Raw genomic sequence first — 25,293 nt, 5'->3', positions numbered from 1 at the left:
CGAGCTGATGATTAGTTGTTATAGAAAGTTGTTCATAGAAAGGAATGTTCACGGATGGAAATTGATAGCCTTTCTTCTCTGGAGCGCAGGGAGATTTTGCTGACTGATATACGAAATGCCATTGAGGTGGAATGGGCAAATCCCATGAAGATGAATAATGATGATGCTGTGCTGCGTTCATCCCTCACTTTGTCGGATATTGATTCTGCCTATGCCCGTATGCGCCGCTTTGCTCCTTTGATGAAAAAGCTGTTCCCGGAAACGGAGGAAAGGAACGGCCTGATTGACTCCGACCTGGTGGAGGTGTCGAAGCTCAGGGAGGCACTGAATTCGCCCCGCATTGGCGCGGATATTTCCGGGCGGCTGATGATGAAGCTGGACAGCCATCTGGCGGTGGCTGGCTCGGTGAAGGCCAGGGGCGGCATCTATGAGGTGATGAAGCATGCGGAAATCCTGGCGGTGGAGAACGGCATCCTGGAAAGCTTTGAGGATGACTACTGCAAGCTGGCTGATGAGGAGGCACGGGAGTTTTTTGCTACCCGCAAGCTGCAGGTGGGCTCTACAGGCAACCTGGGGCTGTCCATCGGCATCATGGGAGCGGCTCTTGGGTTTCAGACCATTGTCCACATGTCCAGCGATGCCAGGCAGTGGAAGAAGGATTTGCTCCGCAGCAAGGGCGTGACCGTCATTGAGTACGAGGGCAACTATAGCGATGCTGTGAAGGAAGGCCGGGCAAAGTCTGATGCTGACGAGAGCAGTTATTTTGTGGATGATGAACACTCCCAGGAGCTGTTCCTGGGCTATGCGGTGGCGGCCAAGATGCTGGTAAGGCAGCTGGCAGCAGAGCATATTGTGGTGGATGGTGACCATCCCCTGTTTGTATACCTGCCATGCGGCGTAGGCGGTGCCCCTGGGGGCATTACCTTCGGCCTGAAGCAGCTTTTTGGGGAAAATGTGCACTGCTTCTTTGTGGAGCCTACTCAGGCTCCTTGCATGCTGCTGGGCATGGTGACGGGACTCTTTGATAATATATCCGTGCAGGATATCGGACTTTCCGGCAATACCCAGGCGGATGGGCTGGCTGTCAGCCGTCAGTCGGGCTTTGTGGGGGAGTTTATCCTGCCGTTCCTCAGCGGAGATTTTACCATTAAGGACAAGCGGATTTTTGAGTATCTGCAGCTTTTGTGGCAGCATGAGGGCATTTTCATCGAGCCTAGTGCCTGTGCCGCCATCCACGGCCCTGTGTGCATGGGGCGGTCCGCTGTGATGGATGAGTACAAGTACGACAACCGCCTGGGCAAGAAGATGGCCAACGCTACCCATATTATCTGGGCTACCGGCGGCAATCTGGTGCCGGAGGAGGTGCGTCAGCAGCTGCTGGCGAGAAAAGCCTGACTGTGCCATTGGCCTGTTTTGTTTGATATGGAGCTGATTTTGCTGTGGGTTTGCCTGACGCAAGAAAGGCCTGATTTTGTTGTAAGCCTGCCTTGCCCCCAAAAAAGGGCTGGGCAGGTAATAAAAATATATAGGAGTTGAAAAAATGGATGTATTGTTATGTTCCCTGCTGGTATTCCTGCTGGGAACGCTGACTATTGTCTGGCCCAAGCGGCTGGAGCTGGCTGCTCATTATGTAGGCATGCTCTGTGCCATTGTTGCCAGCGGCATGACTGCTTTCAGCGGCCTAAGGTATCTGCTGATGCCTAATAGTGCCCTGCTGATTGATGCAAAATGGGGCAGCTATTCGCTGATTGCCGATGGCTGGAGCAGCGTGTTTTTAGTTATTACCGGCGTGGCTGGGTTTTTCATTAGCATTTATGCCCTGGACTATGCCAGGGGGTACCTGGGGAGCCGTATCCGTGCCCTGACAGGTATGTGGAATTTATTTTTGTTTTCGATTGTAGCGGTGCTGATTTCCGGGGATGCGTTTACTTTCATTGTATCCTGGGAGATTATGGCACTTGTTTCTTTTTTGCTGGTAAATCACGAGGCAGGCAAGAAGGAAACCGTTTCAGCCGCTTATCAGTACATGGTGATGACTCACCTGGGAACGGCGGCAATCCTCGTGGCTTTTTATCTTCTGGGCAGCCATTCTGCCAGCTTTGCTTTTGCTGATATGATGCATAATCAGCTTGACGGGGTTATGCGGCATATCGCTTTTTTATGTGCCTTTGCAGGCTTTGCCCTGAAGTCAGGCCTGATGCCTCTGCATATCTGGCTGCCTAATGCCCATCCGGCGGCACCAAGCCATGTGTCCGCCCTGATGAGCGGCGTCATGCTGAAGGTGGCACTGTACGGCTTTGGCCGCTTTGCTTTTCAGTTCATCGGCATGGATGTGTTCTGGTACGGCCTGCTGGTGACTGTTGTGGGCTTGATTTCCGCTTTCCTGGGTGTGCTGTACGCCACTATGGAGGTGGATATGAAGCGGATTCTGGCTTATTCCTCTGTGGAGAATATGGGCATTATCTTTGCCGTGTTTGGCTGCGGCATGGTGCTGATGGCTATGAATCTTTTCCCTTTGGCGGTGGTGGCCTTTACTGCCGCTATGGTACATGCCTTCAGCCACAGCCTGATGAAGGGGCTCATGTTCATGAGCGCCGGTGCCGTGATGCACGCTACCGGCAGCAAGAATATTGAGAAGATGGGCGGCCTGATTAAGAAGATGCCTTATACGGCATTTTTCACCTTGATTGGTGCCATGGCACTGTCTTCCTTGCCTTTTACCAGCGGCCTGATTGGCGAGTGGCTGGTATTGCAGAGCTTTATTACCCTGGCACAGCAGGCTGGCAGCCCGGAGCTGAGGCTTTTGGTGATTTTTGCCTTTATCCTGCTGGGACTGACCGGCGCTACGGCACTGGGGTGCTTCGTGCGCCTCTACGGCACGGCCTTTTTGGGCTGCCCACGGAGCCAGATTGTGGACAAGGCTCATGAGCAGCCGTTCTTTATGCTGCTGGGCATGGGCATCGCTGCGGCTCTGGTAGTGATTGTGGGCATCTTGCCGGACCCTGTGGTGAACATCATGCAGAGCATCGTGGCGGGGCCGATGACTGCGCCTATGGGGAACCCTCTGGGCATTATCTGGGGCGGAAGCGGCCGCTATGCCATCTACAGCCCGGCGATTATCCTGGCTGTGACGGTGCTGGTAACGGTGTTTGTGGCCGTGTCACTCCTGGGCAGCAAAAAGTTTGAACGCCGGGATGTGACCTGGAACTGCGGCACTTATCCTACCAGCCGCCAGCAGTACAGCGCCACGGGCTTCAGCAAGCCTCTGCGCCGTGCTTTTGGCAGCATCCTGAACCCTCAGCGGCATACCGAGTACATCCGCAAGGAGCATGATTATTTCGGCCGCAAGCTGAAGGTGCATCTTGAGATTCCTGATTTGTTTACTGAGAAATTGTACAAGCCGGTACAGACCTGGATGATCAGCTCATCCTCCGCTTTCCGCCACATTCAGGAAGGCAGTGTGAGCCTGTATATCGGCTATACCATGATTGCCATGATCTGCGTGCTTATCTGGGGGGTATTATAATGGGCTACATTCTGGAAGGTCTGGGGCTTAATATAGTACAGGCCCTGGTGCTGCTGGCTTTTGCGCCTTTGATTGCCGGCATTATCAACAAGGTAAAGGCGTTCTTGCAGAAAAGGCAGGGTGCCAGCGTGCTGCAGGAGTATTTTGATTTGCGGAAATGGTGGAAGAAACCTACTATCCTGACGCCCCATACCAGCGTGATTTTCATTCTGGCGCCGGTGGCGTACTTTGTGACTAGCTTTTTGGCGGCTTCTATGGTGCCGGGCTTTTTGGCAGGGCAGGTAAGCATTAGTGATGCTTTTGTCTTTGTCTATATTCTCGCCCTGGGGCGTTTCTTTATGACGCTTTCCTCCATGGATGCGGCAACTTCCTTTGGCGGCATGGGGGGCTCCCGTGAGATTTATATTTCCGTGCTGGTGGAGCCTGCTGTGATGCTGGCCATCCTCATCAACAGCCTGCGGTATCATTCTACTACTTTGTCCAGCATGGTGATTGACTATGACGGGGCTTATTTTACCGTGTCGGCTGCCCTGGCCTGCGTGGCGTTTTTCCTGGTAATCCTGGCGGAAAACAGCCGCCTGCCGGTGGATAACCCTGACACCCATCTGGAGCTGACCATGATTCATGAGGGCATGACCCTGGAGTATTCCGGCCCCCTGCTGACGCTGATTCATCTGGGCAGCATGCTGAAAATCATGGTGTTCCTGACCTTGTTCGGGGCTTTGTACTTGCCGTTGGCTGTGCCTTTGGCAGTGAAAATCCTGTTTGGGGCGGTGCTGATTGGCGTTGTGGAAATCCTCAACAACAAGATGCGTCTCTTTAAGGTGCGTGTTTATCTGGGGGCGGCAATAGTGCTGCTGCTTCTGGCGATTATTGCAGAGTAAGGAGGACTGGGAGAAAGTGGATTATTTGGTAGTGTTCCTGGTTCTTGTAGTTTTTCTGCAGACCAGAATTACGAATTTGCGGCGGGCAGTCATCTGCCTTGCCAGCCAGTCATTGATTATTGCCTGTGCCTGCTTCTGGCTGGGCCTGTCCCATGGGGGCGGGATGCATGCTATGCTGCCGGGGCTTTTGACGCTGGCGGTAAAGGTCATCTTTATCCCGGGGGCTGTATGGAATCTGGTGGGCAAGCTGACCAACGAGCGTGAGATTTTGTCCGAGAGCAACGTCAACTACTCAACTATGGCAGCGGCACTGTTTCTGGTGCTGGGCTATGCCATTGTGGAGCGGCTGCTGCCGGGCTCTGTGGGACGTGATATTGTTGCCGCTTCTATCCTGATGATTATGACGGGACTTTCCCTGATGGTGCTGAGAAAGCGTGCCATCATTCAGATTGTGGGGCTGATTACCCTGGAGAACGGCATTTACCTGCTGGGACTCCTGATGACGGAGGGACTGCCGCTGGTGGTGGAGCTGGGTGTTTTCCTGGATGTGCTGATTGCGGTAGTGGTGCTGGTTATCCTGACCTCCAGAATGCGCCTGTCCTTTATGACTACTGATACAAGTGTAATGAAAAAGCTGAAGGGGTAATAATGAGATGAATTTTAGTATAAGTGACCTTATCTATATCATACTTTTGTTGCCTGTCATTTTCAGTCTGGTTTCGGCAACAAATATGCTGTCAAGGAATGTGCTGCACTGGCTGAACCGCCTGACTGCCACCTCTGTGGCGGCGGCGCTTTTCCTGCTGGTGACGGCCTTTGATGTTAATACTCCCTACGGGGATGAATACCTGTATCTGGATGCCCTCAGCGTCTGGATGCTGCTGATTATCGGTACACTGTACCTGGCCTTTGCCTGGACCAGCAAGGCCTACCTGGACAGGGACACCAACAAGCGGTATGGCTACCTGCGCCGCTTCGGGCGTCTGGAGGGGCGTTTTTATGCCCTGTCCCACATGTTTGTGTGGATTATGTTTGTGGTGGTGACGGTGAATAACCTGGGCCTGATGTGGGTTGCTATCGAGGCGACTACTTTGGTGTCTGCACTTTTGGTGGCGTTCAAGTTTACCCGTACTTCGTTGGAGGCAACCTGGAAGTATGTCATGGTCTGCACCGTGGGCATCTGTCTTGCTCTTTTGGGAACAATTCTCGTTTACTACATCCAGCTGACCAATATCGGGCCGGCCAATCCTCTGAACTGGCTGTATCTTGCCCAGCATGTGGACAGCATTGACCCGGCTATGGCCAGGTTCGCCTTCTGCTTCCTCTTTGTGGGCTATGGCACCAAGGTGGGGCTGGCGCCTATGCATGCCTGGCTGCCGGATGCCCATTCCGAGGCACCGGCACTGACCAGCGGTCTTTTGTCCGGCTCTTTGTGCATCTGTGCCATCTATGTGCTGATAAGGAACATCATCATCCTGCTGCCATCCATCGGGGTGGATTTCATCAGCGGCCTGTGCCTGTTCTTCGGCCTCTTTACAGTGGCGGCGGCAGTGCCTTTTGTGCTGGTGCAGAGGGATGTAAAGCGCATGCTGGCGTATTCCTCCATGGAGAATTTCGGCCTGATGGTGGCAGGTTTAGGGCTTTTTGTGCCGATGGCTGCCCAGGCAATGCTGCTGCACATGTTTAATCACGCTTTGGTGAAGTATTCCCTGTTTTACACGGCCGGTACTATCATGGAGGAGTTTGGCACCAAGAATATGATGCGCATCCATGGCATGATGACTCAGACGCCGCGGACAGCTTTGTTCTGGCTTTTGGGCATCGTAGGTATTCTTGGCATGCCGCCAATCGGCGTGTTCTTCAGCAAATTTTATATTATTTTCGGCTTTTTCCAGGCGGAGCATCCGTGGCTGGGCATTTTAATGCTGCTGTTGCTGGCTGGCATGCTGATTGGTATTCTGTACCATGTCATGCGCATGTTTGGCGGCCAGGCTAAGAGAAAGAGCTCCGGGGAGCTGTTTGGCTTCGTGGATTCCGCTGTGCTGGCATGGCTTTTGCTCTTTAGCTGCGTGGCCAGTGCCGGGCTCAGTGAGATTGCAGTGCTGAATAACCTGCTGGCTCATGCGGCACAGATTGTTCTGGGAGGTGTGTATTGATGGAGCGTATTGCACATGTTGCGCAGGTGATTGCGCCGGAGGCCTTGCTGGAGACGGCAGTGCGTGTCTATGACGGGGGGCACCATCCGCTGACTGCCATGTTCGGCAGGGATGAAACCGCCCAGGGCACCGGCTACGCCATTTATTGCTATTTTGAGATTCCTGAGAAGAAGGACATGCAGGTGGTCAAGGCTGTGTTTAAGCCGGAGGGCTCCCTGAGCTATCAGAGCATCACCCATGCTATTCCGGCTGCGGCCTGGTATGAGCGTGAAATCCATGATATGTTCGGCCTGGTGCCGGAGGGACATCCTGATTTGCGGCCGCTGGTGCTGCATGAGAGCTTCCCGGATGGCTTTTATCCCCTGCGGAAGTCTGTGAAGGTCAATGCCAAGGTGCGGGGCGAGCGGAAGTTCAAGGTGCGCTCCGCCAAGGGGCAGGGGCTCTTTGAGGTGCCTGTAGGGCCTATTCATGCAGGCATCATCGAGCCGGGGCATTTCCGCTTCAGCCAGGCCGGTGAGGCTATGCTGCAGCTGGATGCCAAGCTGTTCTTTACCCATCGCGGCATTGAGAAAGCCGTAGAGGGTAAAACGCCGGAGGAGGCCCTGCATATTGTAGAGCGCATCTGCGGTGCCTGCAGCGTGTCCAACACCTGGAGCTTCTGCCAGGCGGTGGAAAAAGTGGTAGGTGTCAGCGTGCCGCGAAGGGCGGAGATTATCCGTACCTTGCTTTCGGAGCTGGAACGCATTGTAAATCATGTAGGTGATTTGGGCAACATGCCGGCAGGCGTGGGCTTTAATCCTGCTATCAGTTTGGGTTCAAGGCTCAAAGAGCGTTTGATGAGGCTTTGCGAGGCCGTGGCTGGCAATCGCTTCCTCCGGGGCGTGATTGTGCCGGGGGGTGTCCGTCAGGATATTACGCCAGAGCTGATTGAGGAAATCCATAGCGTGATGGATGCTACTGCCGAGGGCGTGGAGGATTTGGCTACCATGTTCCGGGAGCAGGAGAATTTTCAGAACCGCGTGCAGACTACGGGCATCATCCGCCATCAGACGGCTGTGGATCTGGCCATGGTTGGCGTGGGGGCCAGGGCCAGCGGCTATGCCCATGACAGCCGCAGTGATTTTGCCTTCGGGGTGTACCCGGAGCTGGACTTCCAGCCATATACCAAGACCATGGGGGATGTGGCGGCAAGGCTGCTGGTGCGCATCGGGGAGCTGTCTGCTTCCTTTGAGATGGTGGACAAGCTGCTGGATATGCTGCGGAACTGCCAGGGCATGCCGCTGCATGCCGATATGGCCTATGGTGCCGGGGAAGCCTGGGGCATCTGCGAATCACCGAGGGGCAGCAATTTCCATTATGTGGCGCTGGATGAGGAGGGCAGGATTGACAGGCTCTTTGTTCGCAGTGCTTCCTATCCTAACTGGCCTGCCCTGACCATTGCGGTGCAGGGTGATATTATTCCTGATTTCCCATTGATAAACAAGAGCTTTGAACTTTGCTACGCATGTATTGACAGATAAGGAGGGATGACTGTGTTTAAGGTATTGGAGAGAATTTTTCGCGACAAGATAGCCACGGAGCAGGTGTCCCTCAGCGGCAGCCAGCGTTTTCGCGGCAAGCTGTCAGGCAGCGTGGAGGAAAGCCTGTTGCCAAGGTGCCAGGCGGCATGCCCGGTAGGGGCTTTTCAGGCTGAAGGCAGCGGATATAAGATTGACTACAAGAAGTGCATTTTCTGTGGCAAGTGCGTAGAGGCTTGTGCCAGGGCTGCCCTGGAAGACGGCAGGGAAACTGAGGGCGTGCTGCACCATTCTGCTGAGGATGCCATGCCATATCTCATTGAAGCAGGGCAGGAGGCTTTGGCAGATGTGCTGAAGGAAAAGCTGGGGCGTTCTTTGCATGTGCGCCATCTGGATGCAGGCTCCTGCAATGCATGTGATTTTGAGATGGGGGCACTGGGCAATCCTTATTATGATTTGCACAGGTACGGGGTGGCTTTCGTGGCATCCCCGCGCCATGCAGATATGCTGATGGTGACAGGCGTGGTGACGCGCAATCTGGAGCAGGCCTTGAAGATGAGCTATGAGGCCATGCCGGAGCCGAGGCTGGTGATGGCATGCGGTGCCTGTGCGGCAGGCGGCGAGACCTATGGGGATACTTATGCCATCGTAGGGGCTGCCGACAAGGTAGTGCCGGTGGATGTGTATGTGCCGGGGTGTCCGCCGAGGCCATCGGCCATGATTGTGGGGCTGCTGGCGGCAGCTGATATGCTCAAGGAGAAGATGAAATAATACTTACTGCATCGTAAGCGTACAAATATTGTATACGGGGCGGCATGGCAGTGCCTGTTCAGGTACATGCCATGCCGCCCTGATGCATTGCCAGTTTGTTATTTTTATGCAATCTATATGTTCCTTCGTAAAAAAGTGCTATGCGTATATTGGATGAGGTGCATATTCTATTATTAGTTGCTACAGATCCCTTACAACATTGACTTTTCCCTTTTTTTATGATGTAATTTAAGGGAATGATTTGGAGGTAAGGTTATGAGGACATTTAATTATTCTGACATAAAGAATCAAAAGTGGGATTCAGAAATTCTGGGGTTAATTGCGGCTATATACAAAGAAGCTGGGAAGCAGGAAATGTATCTGAAGCAGAGACCGGAAGAACTTGAAAAGCTGGTTGAGATTGCAAAGATTAAAAGTACCGAAGCTTCTAATGCCATTGAAGGTATTGTAACGACAAGTACCCGTATGAAGCAGCTGGTGGAAGAAAAAACGACTCCTAAAAACCGTAATGAACAGGAAATTGCAGGCTATCGCGATGTTTTAAATATTATTCACGAAAGCTTTGATGCGATTCCGATTTCGCAGAATTATATCCTGCAGCTTCATAAAATTCTGTATAGCCACATGAATAATCCTATGGCAGGCCGGACGAAAAGTGTGCAAAACTACATTAGTGCCACTTACCCGGATGGCCATGTGGAGAACTTGTTTACTCCCCTTGCACCTTATGAAACCACGGAAGCACTGGATAAAATCTGTGAGGAATATAATCGTGTTATTGGTAATATGGAAGTTGAACCATTGATTGTCATTCCGATATTTATTCACGATTTTCTGTGTATTCATCCTTTTAATGATGGCAACGGCAGAATGAGCCGGTTGCTCACAACTCTATTATTATACAGAAGTGGTTTTTATGTTGGAAAGTATGTTTCTCTTGAAGCAAAAATTGCTAAAAATAAAGACCTTTACTATAATGCACTGGGGCAGGCGCAAATTGGATGGCATGAAGGTGCTGAGGATGCGGTTCCATTTATCAAATATCTGCTGGGAACTATCCTTGCAGCCTACAAGGATTTTGAAGACCGTTTTGCGTTGGTAGAAACAAAACTGCCTGCCTTGGAAACAGTCAGACGTGCTACGATGGATAAAATTGGTCGTTTTACCAAGCAGGACATTCGTGAGATGTGTCCATCTCTCAGCGTAAGCTCCATTGAGGGAGCTCTCCGCAAGCTGGTATCATTCGGTGAATTGAAACGGGAAGGAGCTGGGAAGAACATCTGCTATTACAGATTGAAGTAATTTCCTCAATTTACATTTTTGTATTAAGTCCGGTTGATGGTAACAGCCGGGCTTTTTAGCGTAAAATTATTTCTTAATCTTGAGATATATGGTAATATTACAGTGTGAAGGATAGTGCCGATATTCAAGGCTGAGTGTTGTGCAGGCAATACTGAATAATGTTGGTGGCTGGATACGATATAGGAAGATGTGCAGCTTTTTTTGACGAAAGTATGTAGTAATAGTATAATGTAGAGTGAGATTTGTTGGACTAATTTTTCGGCATGGCGGCAGCAGGTGATGCGGCTGCTGTGTCTTATAGATATGATTTGCAGATAGGAATTGATAATATGGAAAAGAGAAGAATTGCCGTTGCCATGAGCGGAGGCGTGGATAGCTCCCTGACGGCAGCGCTTTTGCAGGAGCAGGGGCATGAGGTGGTCGGCATCACCATGGAGCTGAGTGATTGCTCTGCCGGTGCCATCAAGGATGCCAGGATAGTGGCGGATTTTTTGGGTATTCCCCATCATGTGGCGAATTTCAGGGCATTGTTTCAGGAAAAGGTGATAGATTATTTTCTGAATGAATATGCCGCAGGGCGCACTCCTAATCCTTGTGTTGCCTGCAATCCAAATGTGAAGTTTGGCGGCCTTTTGCAGCAGGCGGCGGAGCTGGGCTGCGATTATCTTGCTACAGGGCACTACGCCAGGGTGCATTATAATGAGGCAACGGGCAGGTACAATATCAGCAAGGGTACAGATGGCAGCAAGGATCAGGCTTATGCCCTTTATCGCTTGCGGCAGGAGCAGCTGGCCCATGTAATGACTCCCCTGGGGGGCTGGGTGAAGACGGATACCCGGGCGGAGGCGGCAAAGCGCAGCCTGCCGGTGGCCAACAAGCCGGAGAGCCAGGAAATCTGCTTTGTGCCTGATGACTACAAGGAGTATTTGCTGCAACACCGTCCCGAGCTGAAGCAGCCGGGAGATATTGTGGATACCTCCGGCAGGGTGCTGGGCAGGCATGAGGGCATAGCCTTTTACACCATCGGCCAGCGCAAGGGGCTGGGGATTGCGGCAGAGAAGCCTCTGTATGTGGTAGGGCTTGATGCGGCGCACAATCAGGTCATTGCAGGTGACAATCAGGAGGTTTTTGGCAAGGGCATAGTAGTGGAAAGCCTGAACTGGGTTGCTATCCCTGAGCTGCGGGAGCCCATGGAGGCAGGTGTCAAGATTCGCTATGGGGCCGGGGAAGCGGAGGCTGTGCTGGTGCCTCAGGCAGATGGCACGGTGCAGGTGGAGTTTGCTGCGCCTCAGAGGGCCATTACCCCGGGGCAGTCGGCGGTATTTTATATTGGTAGCGATGTTTTGGGCGGCGGCATCATCAGGTCTGCCATCAAGTGAGGACAGCACTTCTGATAGATGTGCTATCAGGCAGGGCTTTGCTGCCAGGATTTCGTTTTAAGGTTTTATTTCAAGGTTTTGTTTTAAGATTTGCTGTTATATAGCTTTGCTGTTATATAAAGGGAATGATTTGTATGAATAGATTTATGCAGTCTTTAAAGAAAAGGGTTATTGCCTTTGCCCTGGTGGCGGTGGTGATTGCTGCGGCAGGTGGCTGGTGGTATGTAAGCTATTATACCAGAACGCCTGAGTATTCCATAAAAATGGTGCAGGAGGCGGTAAGCCAGCACGACAAGGAGAAGCTGTACAAATATGTGGATGTGAACCACATGCTGGATACGGCTAGCGATGCTATGCTGGACGGGCTGGTACAGGCCATGGTGCCTGCTACCGGTGATACCAAGGAGGCCGTCAGCAGCCTGACCAAGATGTTCAAGGCACCTGTGATTATGAGCCTTCAGTCGGCAGTGGATAATTATGTGGCGCAGGGAACCTGGATTGACGAAAATGTGGACGAGCGCAGCATGGCTGCCGCGGTGGATGCGGATATGATTGTCAACCGCATCGGTTTGCCGAATATCAGCTTCCAGAAGCTGGAGTCCATGGCAGTTGATTTTGATAATGGCACAGCTGTGGCAAAGGTGCAGGTGCGCCAGACGGAAGCAGGGGAGGATTATACGCTGGATGTGGAGCTGGTGGAAACAGACAGCGGCATCTGGCGCATATACGAGATTACCAACTTCAAGGAGTTTATTGAAAATCTGCAGCGCCTGCGGCAGAGGCATGTGAAGGCATATCTGGACGAGTCAGCCAGCCTGATGGAGCAGCATGATGCTGTGATAGCGGCAGCTGAGCAGGAAATTGCGGGGCTGCTTGCCAATGGCTCCCTGGGAAGCAATGCCACCCGGAGCCAGGTAAAGGCTGTGCTGGAAAACAAGCTGATACCTGATTGGCAGGCGCGGAAGGCTGAACTGGAAGCTATGGAGGTGCCTGATGCGGCAGGCAGCCTGCACCGCCTGAGATTGAAGATTTGCGATGCCAGGATTGAGGCGGCAGCCAGTTATGCCAAATGGATGGATGACAAAAAGGCAGCTACCATTCGTGCTTCTGATAATAGCCTGCGCATGGCAAGAACCCTGGAAAAGGATGCAGAGCTTCTGACGAAGCAGGTAAACGCCCATGTGCGTTAAATTGAGAGAGGATATAGGTTATGAATAATAAAGGTGAACATGTCCTTTTGTATCAGTTCAGTGACCAGGCGCGGCTGGAAGCTGTTACCCGGCTTCTGCACCACATGAATATCAGGGTGACTGTGCTGCCTGATGAGGCCTGGAAGGAGAAGGTGGGCTTTCTGCTGGGCAGCAGGGGCTTTTCCCCGGCCAAGGCAGAGGAGGAGGAGTTTTCTTTTCCTCATGAGGTCATGCTGATGCAGAATATCCGCAATAAGCGGCTGGATAAGCTGCTGGCAGCCTGGAAGGAGGCAGGGCTGGCACCTGTCATTTACAAGGCGGTGGTGACGCCCTTCAATACGTTGTGGACACTGAAAAAACTCTGCCAGACCATGGAAAAGGAGCATGGGGCTGTTGTCAAGGAGATCAGCGAGCATGAGGAGCAGAAAGCATTGAGCGAGGATGTTATTGATGAGCGAGGAGATTGAGGATAGTATAGATGAATAAGGATTTTGAGCATACACAGCCGCTGCCACGGGTGAGCCCGGATATGGAAAGCCAGAAAACACAGCTTTTGAACGTAGGCAAGGTCAGGGAGCTGGAACCTGTGGAGATACCGAGACGCCAGCAGCAGGCTGATAATGGCGGCTATGGCGGTGCTGGCAATATGCCGCCCGGGGACAATACCGGCATAAACGGCATGAATAGCATAAACAACATGAACAGCATAAACGGCCGCAATGGCATGAATATGAATGTTCCTGGCAATCCGCCACAGAAAGACCGGCCAGGCGGCAGGGGCAAGATGATTGCCCTGCTGGCTGTTGGTTTTGTGGTGGCGGCTTTTTGCGGTGCGGCACTTTCCGGCTACCTGAGCGAGCAGCAGGCAAAGAAGGAGGCCTTGGACAGCCAGCATGCTGCGGCAACCAGGCAGCTGCAGGAGGCTGACAGCCAGCAGGAGTCCCTGAGCAGGAAGAAGGAACGGCTGGAGGCCGAGTATCAGAGGCTGCTGGAGGAACAGAAGGCTGCCCAGTCCGCAGCGGATAAGCTGCATGGGCAGAAGGAGCAGCAGGAAAAGTCCCAGCAGGGAAAATCCGCTGCCGGCAAGGTGCTGGACAAGATTACCGGCGATGCAGGCAAGCAGAAAAAGGAAGCTGAGTCCACGGCTGCCCAGGAGGCTGAGGCCAAGGAGAAGCTGGAGTCCGTAAGCCAGTCCGTGCAGGCGGCAGGGGCGGCACTGGAGGAACTGGATGACCAGCTGGATAACCTAGAGGCCATGCGCCAGCAGGCGAAAAGCGTCAAGGCCGATGTGGACAGGGCTTATAGCGAAAACAAGGATACTATAGATACGGTGCTGCACTATGTATCTGTGGGCTTAAATGCATTATTCAAGTAAAGGGGAATGGTTTATGAAAAGGTTATTGGTAATGATGATGGCGGCTGTTCTGGTGCTGAGTGCCCTTGTGGCAGGCTGTGGCAGCCAGCAGGCTGAGAAAAAGGAGCTGCAGGGGATAGCCATTGGCTTGATGCCTGATATTGATTCCGTGCCGATTATTATTGCAGAGGAAAAGGGATATTTTGCCGAGGAAGGCCTGAAGGTTGACATTCAGAAGTTCAAGAGTGCCATGGACAGGGATGCTGCCTTGCAGAGCGGCAATCTGGATGGTGCTATTTCTGATATGCTGGCAGTGGCATTTGCCAAGGCCGGCGGCTTTGATGTAAAGGTTACTTCCTACACTGACGGTACCTACAAGCTGATTGCCGGTAAGGGGGATGGTGATGTAAAGCCCCAGGATTTGGCCGGCAAGGATGTGGCTGTATCCAAGAATACCATCATCGAGTATGTGACTGACCGCATTATGGCCAGTCAGAACATGCCGGAGGATAGCATCAACAAGGTGGTGATTCCGCAGATTCCTACCCGTCTTGAGATGCTGCAAAGCGGCAAGCTTGCTGCTGCCACCCTGCCTGAGCCAATGGGCTCCATTGCCATTGCCAACGGCTGCCGGTTTGTAACCGATTCTGAGGAAATGGGCGTGAATCCTGGCGTGATGATGTTCACAGCCAAGGCGGCTAGTGATAAGAAGGCGGAGCTGCAGGCTTTTTATCGTGCCTACAACAAGGCTGTCAAGTACCTGAACGAGCATCCGCAGGATGAGTATATGGACCTGGTGATTGAAAAGAGCGGCTTCCCGGATGCGGCAAAGGCTGCCCTCAAGCTGCCACACTATCGTGAGGCAGGGCTGCCGGCTGAAAAGGACGTCAGCGAGTGCATCAACTGGATGGTGCAGAAGGAGCTCATCAAGCAGAGCTATACCTATGACGAGCTGGTGCTTGACCTGAACAAGTAAGGGCATGGCCGGGCTGCAATGTGAAATGCAGGATGAGTGCCATGCAGGATAATTTGTTACAGAATATGCTATAGAATATGATTGAGATAGAAAATGTGTCTGTCAAGTACAGGACGGAAAATGATATTTACACGGCAATCGCCAACGTAAACCTGATTATTCCCGATGGGGGCACCTGCGCCGTCATCGGGCCTTCGGGCTGTGGCAAGTCAACTCTTTTGAAGTGCGTGGCGGGGCTGATTCCCGATTATGAGGGCAGGGTGCTGATTAATGGGGAGGAAGTCAATCCCAAAGCGCAGACTATCGGCTTTATGCCGCAGAATTATGGCCTACTGCCTTGGAAAACGGTGGTGGACAATATCCGTCTGGGCATGAAGATCAAGAAGGCGCCGGAGCTTCTTGACCGCAATGTGATAAAGCAGCTGATGCGCCAGCTGGGCATCGAGGGGCTGGGGCACCGCTATCCTGTGGAGCTCAGTGGCGGCCAGCAGCAGAGGGTGGCCCTGGCCAGGGTTTTTGCCCTGCAGCCGGATGTGCTTTTGATGGATGAGCCTTTTTCCGCGCTGGATGCCATTACCCGTGAGGAAATGCAGGATATTTTCCTCCGGCTCTGGCGCAAGTTCAACGTGTCCACGATTTTCGTCACCCACTATGTGGAAGAAGCCCTGTACCTGGGGCAGAAAATCGTGGTGCTCTCCGCCTATACCGGCGGCATCAGCCAGGTTATCGAAAATCCGCTGTTCGGCGGCAAGGATATCCGCCAGCAGCCTGAATTTTTTGAAATGGGGCTGCGCCTGAGAAATCTTATCAAGAAGGACTGGAATCAGATATGGGAAAATCAATGAGTGTTTGGTATCTGGCTGCAGCGGTATTTCTGACTGCCCTGTGGGCAGTGGCGGCGGAGCTGGTGGCTCTGCCAATTATTCCCAGCCCTGTGCTGGTGGTGGAGAATCTGGCGGATATCTTTATGAAGCATATTGCTATCCATAGCATCTACAGCCTGTGGCGCATTGCTGCCGGGCTGTTCCTGGCTGTGGCAGTGGGGCTTCCCCTGGGGGTGCTGATGGGGTATTTTCCCAAGTGCGACCGCTTTCTGTCGCCTCTGGTGTACCTTACCTACCCGGTGCCGAAGATTGCCCTGCTGCCTATCCTGATGCTGCTTTTCGGGGTAGGGGAGTCTTCCAAGATTACCATGATTTTCCTGATTATTGTCTTTCAGGTGGTGGTGGCAGTGCGTGACGGCATCCGCGCCATTCCCAAGGAAACCCTGTATCCTTTGTATTCACTGGGGGCAACCTTCCGGGATATTTTCTTTGAGGTGCTCTGGCCTGCCTCCCTGCCCAAGTTTATTACTGCGGTGCGGGTGGCTCTGGCCACGGCCATTTCCGTGCTGTTTTTTACGGAGACCTTCGGCACCAAGTACGGTATGGGGTATTTTATCATGGATGCCTGGCTGCGGGTGAATTATCTGGAAATGTACTCCGGCATCGTGGTGCTGAGCCTTATCGGGCTGATTATGTTTACCACCATTGACATGATTGAGCAGTATGCCTGCCATTGGCAGTACAAGCAGTGAGGTATTGACAGTGTGAGTTCATGTAAATATAAGACAAAAGTACCAATAATGTTAGTAGTTTTGTCTAAATATTTGTGTATTGGTAGCGTTGTAACGTGTTTTATGGTAATATGTAAATATACAGGTAGATATACTTTTACAACAAGGGATGGTTGATATTATGGCAGGAAAGTTGACTAGTGATATGTTGAAGGATTTGACGGTTACCAATGTCATGGAAATGGTTGTAGATGAACAGTTTCCTATTGTAATGCAGAAATTTCCTGGTGCGTGCTGCTGCACCCAGTGCTTGTCGGATATAAAGGCACTGGCTCTGAACAACCTGAAGCCTCATTATGTTTCCTCTGACCGTGGCAATCTTTTTGAGCGCATCAATACCTCTGATATGATGGTCAAGGTAGATGTGCTGCGGGCCATGACTGAGGCAGCTGAAAAGGTTACCAGGAATCCGCGGCATGAGTGATAGTGCTTGATAGCTACAAGCCTGAGTGCAGCCTTGCGGGGCTGCGCTTTTTTTTCAGCAAAAAGCTGTCACACCAATCGCTTAGTGTGACAGCTGATAAAGCGTAATCATGCATGCCATGTTCAGATGTTGCCATCCAATAAATCCTGTATGGTGATGCCATAGAAGAAGTCCTTGGTGAGCTGGTCGTATTTTTCCCACATGGGAAGCGTCAGGCAGGTACTGCTGCGCTGGCAGGGCTCTGCATCCGGCAGCAGGCAGCTCACTGGCGAGATAGATGTTTCTTCCAGATAAAGGATCTCTCCTACGGTATATTCCGATGGTTTTCGCGTGAGGCGGTAGCCGCCTTTTTTGCCACTGATGCCTTTGATGAGTTTGGCCTGCACCATTTCCCTGATAACAATCTGCAGGTATTTTTCAGAAATATTCTGTCTCTGGGCAATAGTGCGCAGAGGTATGTATTCATTGCTGTCCTGGCCGGCTAAGTCCAGCAGTAGCCGCAGGGCGTATCTGCCCTTGGTGGAAATCATATAAAACACCTCCATAGATATCCTTAGACATATTATAATACTATGTTGGTGGGTATGACAATAAGACATCGCAAAATAATGGGAAATGCTGGTTATTGTGGCAGGAGCTGTATATATGTGTGCGGAGGCAGTTCCATAAGCGTGAAATTTTTATTGACGCAGGTGCGTAATTATTGTACAATGTGAGTGTTCGTGAGACTGACGGAAGTGGAATTGACCACATGAATTGCGAATGAGATAATGGCCGACCGTCTGGGCAGAAGGTGCCCTGGTGGCGGCCTTTTTGTTTGCATTTTTAAGGAGTGTGTTGATGGTGAAGGAAAATGGCAGGCTTTTCGTCAGCTCTGTGCTGGCAGGTATGTGTATTGCGATGGGCGGTACGGTTTTTTTGCGGCTGAAGGATGCTTTTCCCGGGGGGAACGTGGTGGGGGCGCTGCTCTTTACCGTGGGGCTTTTCGTGGTGTGCACCAGAGGCTATGCCTTGTTTACGGGCAAGGCATGCTACATTTTTGATAATCCTCCTGCCTACCTGGGCAAGCTGCTGCTTATCTGGCTGGGCAATCTGGCAGGGACGGGCTTTTTTGCCCTGATGGAGCGGCTGACCGCTATCTGCGGCACAAAGGGCATTGATGCCGTGGCAGCAGGCCTTGTGGCGGCGAAGATTGCCAATACCGGCGTGTCCCTGGTCATCCTGGGGGCGGTGTGCAATATTTTTATTTTTATTGCTGTCAACGGCTATGCCAAAAATCCCCATGAGCTGGGCAAGTACCTGGCGCTATTTTTGGGAGTGTCCTGCTTTATCCTCTGCGGCTCGGAGCATAGCGTGGCGGATATGTATTACTGGTGGGTGTCAGGCTGTATGCTGGCAGAGCCGGGGACTGCATTCATTTGCCTTTTGTATATTTCCCTGGGGAATATTCTGGGCGGTGTGCTGTTTCCTGTGCTGGAACGTTATATATAAAATGAGCAGAATAGGCCATCTTTGCAGGTGGCTTATTTTTGTAAAATTTTCTCTGAAAACATTTTCGTCAGTGGAAAACATCATCAGGTCAGCAGGGGATATAATTACAGCATAGAAATAAAAAATGCTTGAGGGGGATATTCACATGATTTTAGTAATAAATCTTAATGCTTCTGTTGACAAGAGATACCGTATGAAGGAGCTGACCAAGGGCGAGGTTATGCGTGCTGCCGAGGTGGATAATACGCCTGGCGGCAAAGGGCTGCATGTGGCCAATGTGGCTACTATCCTGGGCGAGGACTGCATTGCCACCGGCTACCTGGGGGGCAAGAGCGGTGAGTTTATTGGCGAGAAGCTGAAGGATTATGGTATAAAGCAGGATTTTGTCAAGGTAGCAGGTGAAACCCGTTCCTGCCTGGCCATCATTACCGATGATGGTGCCCAGACGGAGATTCTGGAGCCGGGTCCGGTGGTGACAGCTGAGGAACAGGAAGCATTTTTGCTGAAGTACCGGGAGCTTTTGAGCAAGGCAAGCGTTGTTGTGGCTTCCGGCAGCATGCCTCAGGGGCTGCCAAAGAATTTTTATGCGACCTTGATTGAGATTGCCAAGGCGGAGCACAAGCCGTTCCTGCTGGATACCAGCGGCGAGGCACTGGTGCAGGGAATTGCTGCCATGCCGTATTTTATCAAGCCGAATACGGATGAAATCCGTGCTATCAAGGGCACCAATATCGATTCTGATGAGGACGTAGTGAGGGAAGTGCAGCTGTTCATGGCTGACGGCATCAAGCTGCCGGTGGTTTCCCTGGGTGCCCGTGGCTCTATTGCAGGCTACAACAACCATGTGTACAGGGTAACTGTGCCAAAAATCCAGTGCAAGAATCCTGTAGGCTCCGGCGATTCCTTTGTAGCTGGCATTGCCGTGGGCATTGAGCGCGGCATGGCTATAGAGGATATCCTCAGCCTCGGTGCGGCCTGTGGCACGGCCAACGCCATGGAGGATGAAAGCGGCTTTGTGCGCAAGGAAGTTGTGGATGAGTTGTTTGGACAGATTAAGATTGAGCAGTTGGTGTAATCACCGGGCAGATATTTTTTGACCTCCCCGCCCTTGCCAGTTTTTTGCAGCTGGCAGGGGCTTTTTTCGTGGATGAAAATGCTGAAAAGAAAGTGAAAATATTTTCAAGACATGAAAACATGGCATGGCGAGTGGTAGCTATAATTATAACTGTAAGGGGACGAATTAATACCGAATATGACAGATTGCCGTAACTGAGAACGTTGGAACACAGTGGGGATGTGGACGGAGCAAGCGAAGGGAACCTGCATTAGGTCGGAGTTCGTAGCCTGGTTCAAATAACTACTTGTTATAGGGGGAAATGTTATGAAAAAGAAAACTTTAGTATCTGCTGTACTGGCAGCAACTATCATGGGGACTACCAGCGTATCCCTGGCTGCTGAGAATATGTTCTCTGATGTACCACTTGACCATTGGGCTTATGATGCTATCGCAAAGCTGGCTGAGGATGGCATCATTGAGGGCTATGGTGACACCGGCTTCGGCGGTGACAAGGCAATCACCCGTTACGAGATGGCACAGCTGGTTGCAAAGGCACAGGCAAATCAGGAAAATGCCCGCGCAGTTGACAAGGCCGCTATTGAAAAGCTCCAGCAGGAATTTGACAGCGAGCTCAAAGGTGAGGTTCAGAACCTGCGCAAGGATGTAGATGAGCTGAAAGGCCGCATGAGCTGGTATGGTGATGCTCGTGTACGCTACCTCTTTAACAAGAAAATGAATGGTACTAGCGACAATGCAGGCGGACGTCGCACTCAGTTTGAGGAAAGAGTACGTCTTGGCTTCTGGGCACAGATTGATGACAACCTGAGTGTTGATGGTCGCATGAAGTTAGAAAACACTGTTGATGAAGATGACGGATGGGGACAGGCTCGTCAGAACTTCAATCAGTACGAAACAGCAGATGCCGTGTACAGAAATCAGGGCAAATTTGGTATCGACAGACTCAGCCTGACTTGGGATAAGGGAGATACTAAGTATCGTATCGGTCGTAACGAAACCAGCCTTGGACAGGGCTTGCTCTGGTGGGAGAATCCAATTGACGGTGTTGAAGTAGAGCATAAATTTGGTGATAAAGTAACTGCAAAGGTTGGTTATGGTGATACTGCTGCTGGCGGCTGGTATCAGTCTAACCTGTGGACACTGTATGGTGATGTAAAGGTTCAGACTTCTCCGGCTACAAGCATTACTCTCGCTGCATTGCATAATGTTACCAATTTGAGTCATTATGGAAAGACGGATACTAATCAGACTGTTTATAAACCGTCTGGTGGTCAGATTGGTTCTGTGTGGATTGGTGGTACTGAGTATCCTGTATGGGGTAGCGAAAATGGAATAGGCTCATTTTCAACTGAAACCTATTCTTGGCAGGATTCCGGTTATAAGATGAACCAGATTTCGCTTGGTTTCAATACCCAGCTTGCTCCAAAATGGAACTGGACTGTTGAAGGTGTTACCAACAATGTTGCAGGAATGAACGGTGAAGCTGTCAACAAGCATGGTGTATGGTCTCGTCTGAAGTATGGTAATTTGGAGTGGGGCAAGGCAAATACCTGGCATGTATATGGTGAGTATTTCGCTCTTGGTAATGCATCCATGGATACTATTGGTTGGGGGCATCACCTTAATATTCAGGGTGGTAACGCAACTGCAACTAGCTGGGGCGATGGTGCTCGTGGCTGGGGTATCGGTGTTGGCTATCAGATTGCTCGCAACACGAACCTTGAGCTCACTTACTACATGCTGAAGCCATATGATAAGGCTGCTGCTGCTTTCGATAACTATCAGAACGTAGGTTACGCTGCTTTGAGCTATAGCTTCTGATAATACTTATTATTTTCTTGGAATTTGAGAAAGTAGAAAATATAACGGCATTGATATGCATGACAGGCATTAAGCCGTAAATACTAGTGCCTGATGGATATAGTATTCATCAGGCACTAAGTATATAGAAAAACAAAAAAATTGCTTTTTATGAAATAAAGTTTAAGTGCTTAGAGTTAAAAACATAAGAAATACCGATAACAAGTAGTTATTTGTAAAGTATATGTATATCGGATTTCGTCATTGTTCACATCAGGAGCCTGTGCCGTGGCATGTGCCATTCGCAGGCACTGAGACGCGCCTCGGTACTTAGCGAGTCGCAAGCCGCAGGCGCAGCGAGAGCTTAGTACCGCTAGGCGTGGATAGTAGCGCGAGCGTGCCTGCATTGGCATTGCCACGGCACAGGCATAAAAATGTGAACAACGCAAAAAATGAAGAAGGGGTAATTTCACATGAAAAAATTCACAAGCAAAAAACTCACTGCCTATGTAATGGCAGCCCTCATGGCAGGTTCCGCCATGCTTGGCACTTCCTTTGGCGCCAGTAGTGCTGAAGCTGCAGTAAAGGTAAATCCAATCGCAGGCATCAGCGACGACTTCATCAAGGGCGCAGACGTATCCATGATTCCAGAGCTGGAACGCCTGGGCGGCAAATTCTACGACAACGGCGTAGAGAAGGACTGCCTCACCATCTTGCAGGAAAAAGGCATCAACTGGGTACGTGTCCGCATTTGGAACGATCCATATTCCTACGGCCCAAATGGTAACGGCGGCGGCGTAACCGATGAAAAGAAAGCACTAGAGGTAGCCAAACGCGCCAAGGCTCTCGGCATGAAGGTCCTCGTTGACTTCCACTACAGCGACTGGTGGGCAGACCCGGGCAAGCAGTATCCTCCAAAGGCCTGGGAAAACCACAACGCCAAGCAGCTGGCCAAGGACGTATACAACTACACCGCAAAAGTCATGAAAGACTTCAAAGCTGCAGGTGTAACCCCTGACATGGTACAGATCGGCAACGAGCTGAACAACGGCATGCTGTGGCCTGTATGCAAGACCGACACCCCTGAAGGCTACAAGGCATTGGCAGACGCCATCGCCCAGGGCCTGAAAGCAGTAAAGGACAACGACCCGAACAATCAGGTAACACGCATGGTTCACCTGGCCAACGGCAACAACAACGCCCTGTACCGCAGCTTCTTCGATGAGCTGATTGTCAACAACGGCGTCAACGACTTTGATGTAATCGGTTTCTCCTACTATCCATTCTGGCATGGCAGCATGGAGGAGCTTTCCTACAACATGAATGACATGGTTGACCGCTATGGCAAGGATGTCATCGTAGTAGAGACTGCCTATGCCTTCACCAACGAGCAGGGCGATGCCCAGAAGAACTGCGCAGGCCCTACCGAGGAAGCTATCGCAGGCTACAAGTCCACCGTACAGGGACAGGCAAGCGGCCTCCACGATGTAATGGAGCACGTTTCCAATGTCAAGAACGGCAAGGGCAAGGGCATTTTCTACTGGGAGCCTGACTGGATTCCTGTAGAGGGCGCAGGCTGGAAGGCCGGTGAAGGCAACGAGTGGGAAAACCTGGCCATGTTCGACTTCCAGGGCAATGCACTGGAATCCCTGGATGTATTTAAGATGGTCAGCGACCAGTCCAAGCCGGTAGTTGAGTACAAGGTAAAGGAAATCGAGGCAGCATTGGTAACCGGCTCCGTAGGACAGCCTGTGGAAATGCCTAAGAAGGTCAGCGTTGTCTATGAGAACGACGTTGTCAAGAGCATGCCTGTAGTATGGGAGAATGCCGAGCCTGTCTTTGATGCAGCTGGCAAGTACACCGTAAAGGGCACTGTCAATGGCGTAGCTGGCAAGACTGCCGTAGCCTCCATCAATGTTATCAAGAAGGTAAATCTGGTGAAGAACGGCACCTTTGAGAACGGCGATTTGAACGGCTGGACCATTACCGGCGACAAGGATGCCGTAAACACCGTATCCTCCGCTGGTGATGCCCGCGGCAAGAGCGCAATGCACTATTGGGCTGACAAGGGCTTCAAGTTCAAGGCAACCCAGAGCTTTACCGGCCTGAAGGACGGCAAGTACACCGTATCCTGCTGGACTCAGGGCGGCGGCGGCCAGCATTACTACACCCTGATGGTACAGACCTCCAAGGGCGAGCAGTCCGCAGTTATTGCTGATACCGGCTGGAACGATTGGCATCAGTGGGTAATCCGCGATGTAGAAATCAAGGACGGCAAGGCAACCATCGGCATTGATATGGTAGCCAATGCAGGCAACTGGGGCTCCATCGATGATGTGGAGTTCTACCTGCAGGAGTAATCCCTGTGCTGCCGGAGTGGGAAAATAAATAATCATCCATATAATTATCTCTATGAACAGGAACCGGGCGGAGCAATCTGCCCGGCCTTTTTTCTGCCCGGCAATATAATCTCAATATAATCTCAGTATAAGTCTAATATAAGCTTACCATAAGCTAATATAAGCGTATGATGTACATGCCGGTGGCTTGACAAACAATCTCAATGGGGTAAAATTATATAGTAAAAAATTGTAGCCTGAGAAGCAGGTTGAATGCTTCGGGATTTGCAGGAAGCGGAGGTTTTTTCATGACTAAGATTAACATATTTTCAGGTTTTTTGGGCGCAGGCAAGACTACGCTCATCCAGAAGCTGATTAGTGACGGCTTTACAGACAAGATTGCCCTGATTGAAAATGAATTTGGCGAGATTGCCATTGACGGCGGCTTTATGAAGGAAGCCGGTGTGGAGATAAAGGAGCTCAATTCCGGCTGTATCTGCTGCTCTCTGGTAGGTGATTTTGAGCAGTCCCTGAAGCAGGTAATGGATACCTATCACCCGGAGCGCATCATCATCGAGCCGTCAGGGGTGGGCAAGCTGTCTGATGTAAAGAAGGCCGTTGCCACCGTGCTGAGTGATGATGTAGTCCTGGACGGCAGCATTGCCGTAGTTCACGCCAAGAAGTGCAAGATGTACGCCAGGAATTATGGGGAGTTCTTCGTGGATCAGATTGCCCATGCTGACTGCGTTGTGCTGAGCCGCAGCCAGGATGTGACGGAAAAGAAGCTGGCTGAGACTATGGAGATTATCCGTCAGCACAACCCTGAGGCGCCGGTTGTTACTACCCCTTGGGACGAACTGAGCGGTAGCCAGATTTTGGCCGCGTTGGCAAACAGTCCTCTGCTTTCCGTATCTGAGGTAGAGCAGGAGCAGCATGAGCACGAGCACGACCATGAACATCACGACCATGAACACGGCCACCATGACCATGAGCATCATCACCATCACCATGAGGGGGAGTGCCATGACCCTGAGTGCAGCTGTCACGACCACGAGCACCATCATGACCACGAACATGAGCATGAACATGAACATGAACATGACCATGACCATCATCACCATGAGGGGGAGTGCCATGACCCTGAGTGCAGCTGCCATGACCACGAGCATCATCATGACCATGACCACCATCATCATCATGCTGATGATGTATTTGGCAGCTGGGGACAGGAAACTACCAAAAAATATTCTGCCGATGAACTGAAGGAAATCCTGGCGGAGCTGGTCAATGCAGATGAATACGGCGTAGTTCTTCGTGCCAAGGGCATCGTCAAGTCCGTCAATGAGGGTGAATGGTTGCATTTTAACTACGTTCCCGGGGAAAGCAGCGTGGAGACTGGTGCTGCTGACTACACCGGGCGTTTCTGCGTAATCGGCAGCAGGCTGCATGAGCACAGCTTGCAGGAGCTGTTCATGGGCAAGGAGTGAGTGTTAA

22 protein-coding genes and 1 riboswitch are annotated in these 25,293 nt (G+C 51.5%); of the genes, 21 read left to right on the top strand and 1 reads right to left on the bottom strand.

Features of this window, described 5'->3' with window-relative positions; genetic code table 11:
- The first annotated feature begins 54 nt into the window (after window positions 1-54).
- The 16 genes from FYJ84_RS01350 (at window position 55) to FYJ84_RS01275 (ending at window position 17,094) form a co-directional block, all read left to right on the top strand.
- A complete protein-coding gene (locus FYJ84_RS01350; protein ID WP_154405382.1) occupies window positions 55-1,395 on the top strand; it encodes a D-serine ammonia-lyase in 1,341 nt (446 codons plus the stop codon).
- Between the two features lie 145 nt (window positions 1,396-1,540).
- Window positions 1,541-3,526 carry a proton-conducting transporter transmembrane domain-containing protein gene (locus tag FYJ84_RS01345; RefSeq protein ID WP_154405380.1) on the top strand — a complete coding sequence of 662 codons (1,986 nt, stop codon included), beginning with the start codon at window positions 1,541-1,543 and terminating at the stop codon, window positions 3,524-3,526.
- Complete coding sequence (locus tag FYJ84_RS01340; protein ID WP_154405378.1) at window positions 3,526-4,410, top strand: respiratory chain complex I subunit 1 family protein; 885 nt, start codon at window positions 3,526-3,528, stop codon at window positions 4,408-4,410. Before FYJ84_RS01345 ends, FYJ84_RS01340 begins: the two co-directional genes overlap by 1 nt.
- Before the next feature lie 16 nt (window positions 4,411-4,426).
- Window positions 4,427-5,056 (top strand): hydrogenase, encoded by a 630-nt coding sequence (locus FYJ84_RS01335; protein WP_277008474.1) that lies wholly within the window; start codon window positions 4,427-4,429, stop codon window positions 5,054-5,056.
- 7 nt (window positions 5,057-5,063) lie between these two features.
- Window positions 5,064-6,566: a proton-conducting transporter transmembrane domain-containing protein gene (locus tag FYJ84_RS01330; RefSeq protein WP_154405374.1), complete on the top strand. Its 1,503-nt coding sequence runs from the start codon at window positions 5,064-5,066 to the stop codon at window positions 6,564-6,566.
- The gene (locus tag FYJ84_RS01325) at window positions 6,566-8,086 is read left to right on the top strand and encodes a hydrogenase large subunit (protein WP_154405372.1); all 1,521 of its coding nucleotides are present in this window, start codon (window positions 6,566-6,568) and stop codon (window positions 8,084-8,086) included. Before FYJ84_RS01330 ends, FYJ84_RS01325 begins: the two co-directional genes overlap by 1 nt.
- Before the next feature lie 12 nt (window positions 8,087-8,098).
- The gene (gene nuoB, locus FYJ84_RS01320; protein WP_328596303.1) at window positions 8,099-8,854 is read left to right on the top strand and encodes an NADH-quinone oxidoreductase subunit NuoB; all 756 of its coding nucleotides are present in this window, start codon (window positions 8,099-8,101) and stop codon (window positions 8,852-8,854) included.
- 255 nt (window positions 8,855-9,109) lie between these two features.
- Window positions 9,110-10,156 carry a Fic family protein gene (locus FYJ84_RS01315; protein ID WP_154405368.1) on the top strand — a complete coding sequence of 349 codons (1,047 nt, stop codon included), beginning with the start codon at window positions 9,110-9,112 and terminating at the stop codon, window positions 10,154-10,156.
- Between the two features lie 329 nt (window positions 10,157-10,485).
- Window positions 10,486-11,535, top strand: a complete 1,050-nt coding sequence (gene mnmA / locus FYJ84_RS01310; RefSeq protein ID WP_154405366.1) for a tRNA 2-thiouridine(34) synthase MnmA — start codon at window positions 10,486-10,488, stop codon at window positions 11,533-11,535.
- Between the two features lie 134 nt (window positions 11,536-11,669).
- Window positions 11,670-12,725 carry a DUF2939 domain-containing protein gene (locus tag FYJ84_RS01305; protein ID WP_205764037.1) on the top strand — a complete coding sequence of 352 codons (1,056 nt, stop codon included), beginning with the start codon at window positions 11,670-11,672 and terminating at the stop codon, window positions 12,723-12,725.
- Between the two features lie 20 nt (window positions 12,726-12,745).
- Complete coding sequence (locus FYJ84_RS01300) at window positions 12,746-13,192, top strand: DUF3783 domain-containing protein (RefSeq protein ID WP_154405362.1); 447 nt, start codon at window positions 12,746-12,748, stop codon at window positions 13,190-13,192.
- Window positions 13,193-13,203: 11 nt separating this feature from the next.
- The gene (locus FYJ84_RS01295; RefSeq protein ID WP_154405360.1) at window positions 13,204-14,100 is read left to right on the top strand and encodes a hypothetical protein; all 897 of its coding nucleotides are present in this window, start codon (window positions 13,204-13,206) and stop codon (window positions 14,098-14,100) included.
- 13 nt (window positions 14,101-14,113) lie between these two features.
- Entirely contained in the window at window positions 14,114-15,055 is a 942-nt protein-coding gene (locus FYJ84_RS01290) for an ABC transporter substrate-binding protein (protein ID WP_154405358.1), read from the top strand.
- A gap of 77 nt (window positions 15,056-15,132) precedes the next feature.
- Window positions 15,133-15,900: an ABC transporter ATP-binding protein gene (locus tag FYJ84_RS01285; RefSeq protein WP_154405356.1), complete on the top strand. Its 768-nt coding sequence runs from the start codon at window positions 15,133-15,135 to the stop codon at window positions 15,898-15,900.
- Window positions 15,897-16,631 carry an ABC transporter permease gene (locus tag FYJ84_RS01280; protein WP_235901302.1) on the top strand — a complete coding sequence of 245 codons (735 nt, stop codon included), beginning with the start codon at window positions 15,897-15,899 and terminating at the stop codon, window positions 16,629-16,631. Before FYJ84_RS01285 ends, FYJ84_RS01280 begins: the two co-directional genes overlap by 4 nt.
- Before the next feature lie 160 nt (window positions 16,632-16,791).
- Window positions 16,792-17,094, top strand: coding sequence for a late competence development ComFB family protein (locus tag FYJ84_RS01275; protein WP_205764036.1), 303 nt, complete (start codon window positions 16,792-16,794; stop codon window positions 17,092-17,094).
- A gap of 122 nt (window positions 17,095-17,216) precedes the next feature.
- On the opposite strand, the gene FYJ84_RS01270 is transcribed toward FYJ84_RS01275, so the two are convergent.
- Window positions 17,217-17,624 carry an RrF2 family transcriptional regulator gene (locus tag FYJ84_RS01270; protein ID WP_154405350.1) on the bottom strand — a complete coding sequence of 136 codons (408 nt, stop codon included), beginning with the start codon at window positions 17,622-17,624 and terminating at the stop codon, window positions 17,217-17,219.
- A 184-nt stretch (window positions 17,625-17,808) separates the two neighbouring features.
- A riboswitch (ZMP/ZTP riboswitch) is annotated at window positions 17,809-17,889 on the top strand.
- 45 nt (window positions 17,890-17,934) lie between these two features.
- Here FYJ84_RS01270 and FYJ84_RS01265 point away from each other — a divergent pair.
- From FYJ84_RS01265 to FYJ84_RS01245, 5 genes are all read left to right on the top strand, one after another.
- Window positions 17,935-18,585 (top strand): formate/nitrite transporter family protein, encoded by a 651-nt coding sequence (locus FYJ84_RS01265; protein WP_154405348.1) that lies wholly within the window; start codon window positions 17,935-17,937, stop codon window positions 18,583-18,585.
- Between the two features lie 145 nt (window positions 18,586-18,730).
- The gene (locus FYJ84_RS01260; RefSeq protein ID WP_154405346.1) at window positions 18,731-19,660 is read left to right on the top strand and encodes a 1-phosphofructokinase family hexose kinase; all 930 of its coding nucleotides are present in this window, start codon (window positions 18,731-18,733) and stop codon (window positions 19,658-19,660) included.
- Between the two features lie 306 nt (window positions 19,661-19,966).
- A complete protein-coding gene (locus tag FYJ84_RS01255) occupies window positions 19,967-21,481 on the top strand; it encodes an S-layer homology domain-containing protein (protein WP_154405344.1) in 1,515 nt (504 codons plus the stop codon).
- A 452-nt stretch (window positions 21,482-21,933) separates the two neighbouring features.
- Window positions 21,934-23,820 carry a glycosyl hydrolase 53 family protein gene (locus tag FYJ84_RS01250; RefSeq protein WP_154405342.1) on the top strand — a complete coding sequence of 629 codons (1,887 nt, stop codon included), beginning with the start codon at window positions 21,934-21,936 and terminating at the stop codon, window positions 23,818-23,820.
- A 287-nt stretch (window positions 23,821-24,107) separates the two neighbouring features.
- Entirely contained in the window at window positions 24,108-25,286 is a 1,179-nt protein-coding gene (locus tag FYJ84_RS01245) for a CobW family GTP-binding protein (RefSeq protein WP_154405340.1), read from the top strand.
- Window positions 25,287-25,293 lie beyond the last annotated feature (7 nt).

The sequence above is a fragment of the Anaerovibrio slackiae genome (genome assembly GCF_009695585.1).
Taxonomy (GTDB): domain Bacteria; phylum Bacillota; class Negativicutes; order Selenomonadales; family Selenomonadaceae; genus Anaerovibrio; species Anaerovibrio slackiae.
The sequence above is the reverse complement of the archived record's forward strand: the minus strand, read 5'-3'. Positions and strand labels throughout refer to the sequence as shown.

What these genes read in the sequence shown, in the direction of transcription:
- mnmA (WP_154405366.1), top strand. Translation starts at nt 10,486, where the DNA reads ATGGAAAAGAGAAGAATTGCCGTTGCCATGAGCGGAGGCGTGGATAGC.
- FYJ84_RS01305 (WP_205764037.1), top strand. Translation starts at nt 11,670, where the DNA reads ATGAATAGATTTATGCAGTCTTTAAAGAAAAGGGTTATTGCCTTTGCC.
- FYJ84_RS01280 (WP_235901302.1), top strand. Translation starts at nt 15,897, where the DNA reads ATGAGTGTTTGGTATCTGGCTGCAGCGGTATTTCTGACTGCCCTGTGG.
- FYJ84_RS01275 (WP_205764036.1), top strand. Translation starts at nt 16,792, where the DNA reads ATGGCAGGAAAGTTGACTAGTGATATGTTGAAGGATTTGACGGTTACC.
- FYJ84_RS01270 (WP_154405350.1), bottom strand. Translation starts at nt 17,624, where the DNA reads ATGATTTCCACCAAGGGCAGATACGCCCTGCGGCTACTGCTGGACTTA.
- FYJ84_RS01315 (WP_154405368.1), top strand. Translation starts at nt 9,110, where the DNA reads ATGAGGACATTTAATTATTCTGACATAAAGAATCAAAAGTGGGATTCA.
- FYJ84_RS01265 (WP_154405348.1), top strand. Translation starts at nt 17,935, where the DNA reads ATGGTGAAGGAAAATGGCAGGCTTTTCGTCAGCTCTGTGCTGGCAGGT.
- FYJ84_RS01295 (WP_154405360.1), top strand. Translation starts at nt 13,204, where the DNA reads ATGAATAAGGATTTTGAGCATACACAGCCGCTGCCACGGGTGAGCCCG.
- FYJ84_RS01340 (WP_154405378.1), top strand. Translation starts at nt 3,526, where the DNA reads ATGGGCTACATTCTGGAAGGTCTGGGGCTTAATATAGTACAGGCCCTG.
- FYJ84_RS01260 (WP_154405346.1), top strand. Translation starts at nt 18,731, where the DNA reads ATGATTTTAGTAATAAATCTTAATGCTTCTGTTGACAAGAGATACCGT.
- FYJ84_RS01325 (WP_154405372.1), top strand. Translation starts at nt 6,566, where the DNA reads ATGGAGCGTATTGCACATGTTGCGCAGGTGATTGCGCCGGAGGCCTTG.
- FYJ84_RS01245 (WP_154405340.1), top strand. Translation starts at nt 24,108, where the DNA reads ATGACTAAGATTAACATATTTTCAGGTTTTTTGGGCGCAGGCAAGACT.
- FYJ84_RS01350 (WP_154405382.1), top strand. Translation starts at nt 55, where the DNA reads ATGGAAATTGATAGCCTTTCTTCTCTGGAGCGCAGGGAGATTTTGCTG.
- FYJ84_RS01345 (WP_154405380.1), top strand. Translation starts at nt 1,541, where the DNA reads ATGGATGTATTGTTATGTTCCCTGCTGGTATTCCTGCTGGGAACGCTG.
- FYJ84_RS01250 (WP_154405342.1), top strand. Translation starts at nt 21,934, where the DNA reads ATGAAAAAATTCACAAGCAAAAAACTCACTGCCTATGTAATGGCAGCC.
- FYJ84_RS01330 (WP_154405374.1), top strand. Translation starts at nt 5,064, where the DNA reads ATGAATTTTAGTATAAGTGACCTTATCTATATCATACTTTTGTTGCCT.
- FYJ84_RS01300 (WP_154405362.1), top strand. Translation starts at nt 12,746, where the DNA reads ATGAATAATAAAGGTGAACATGTCCTTTTGTATCAGTTCAGTGACCAG.
- FYJ84_RS01290 (WP_154405358.1), top strand. Translation starts at nt 14,114, where the DNA reads ATGAAAAGGTTATTGGTAATGATGATGGCGGCTGTTCTGGTGCTGAGT.
- FYJ84_RS01285 (WP_154405356.1), top strand. Translation starts at nt 15,133, where the DNA reads ATGATTGAGATAGAAAATGTGTCTGTCAAGTACAGGACGGAAAATGAT.
- FYJ84_RS01255 (WP_154405344.1), top strand. Translation starts at nt 19,967, where the DNA reads ATGAAAAAGAAAACTTTAGTATCTGCTGTACTGGCAGCAACTATCATG.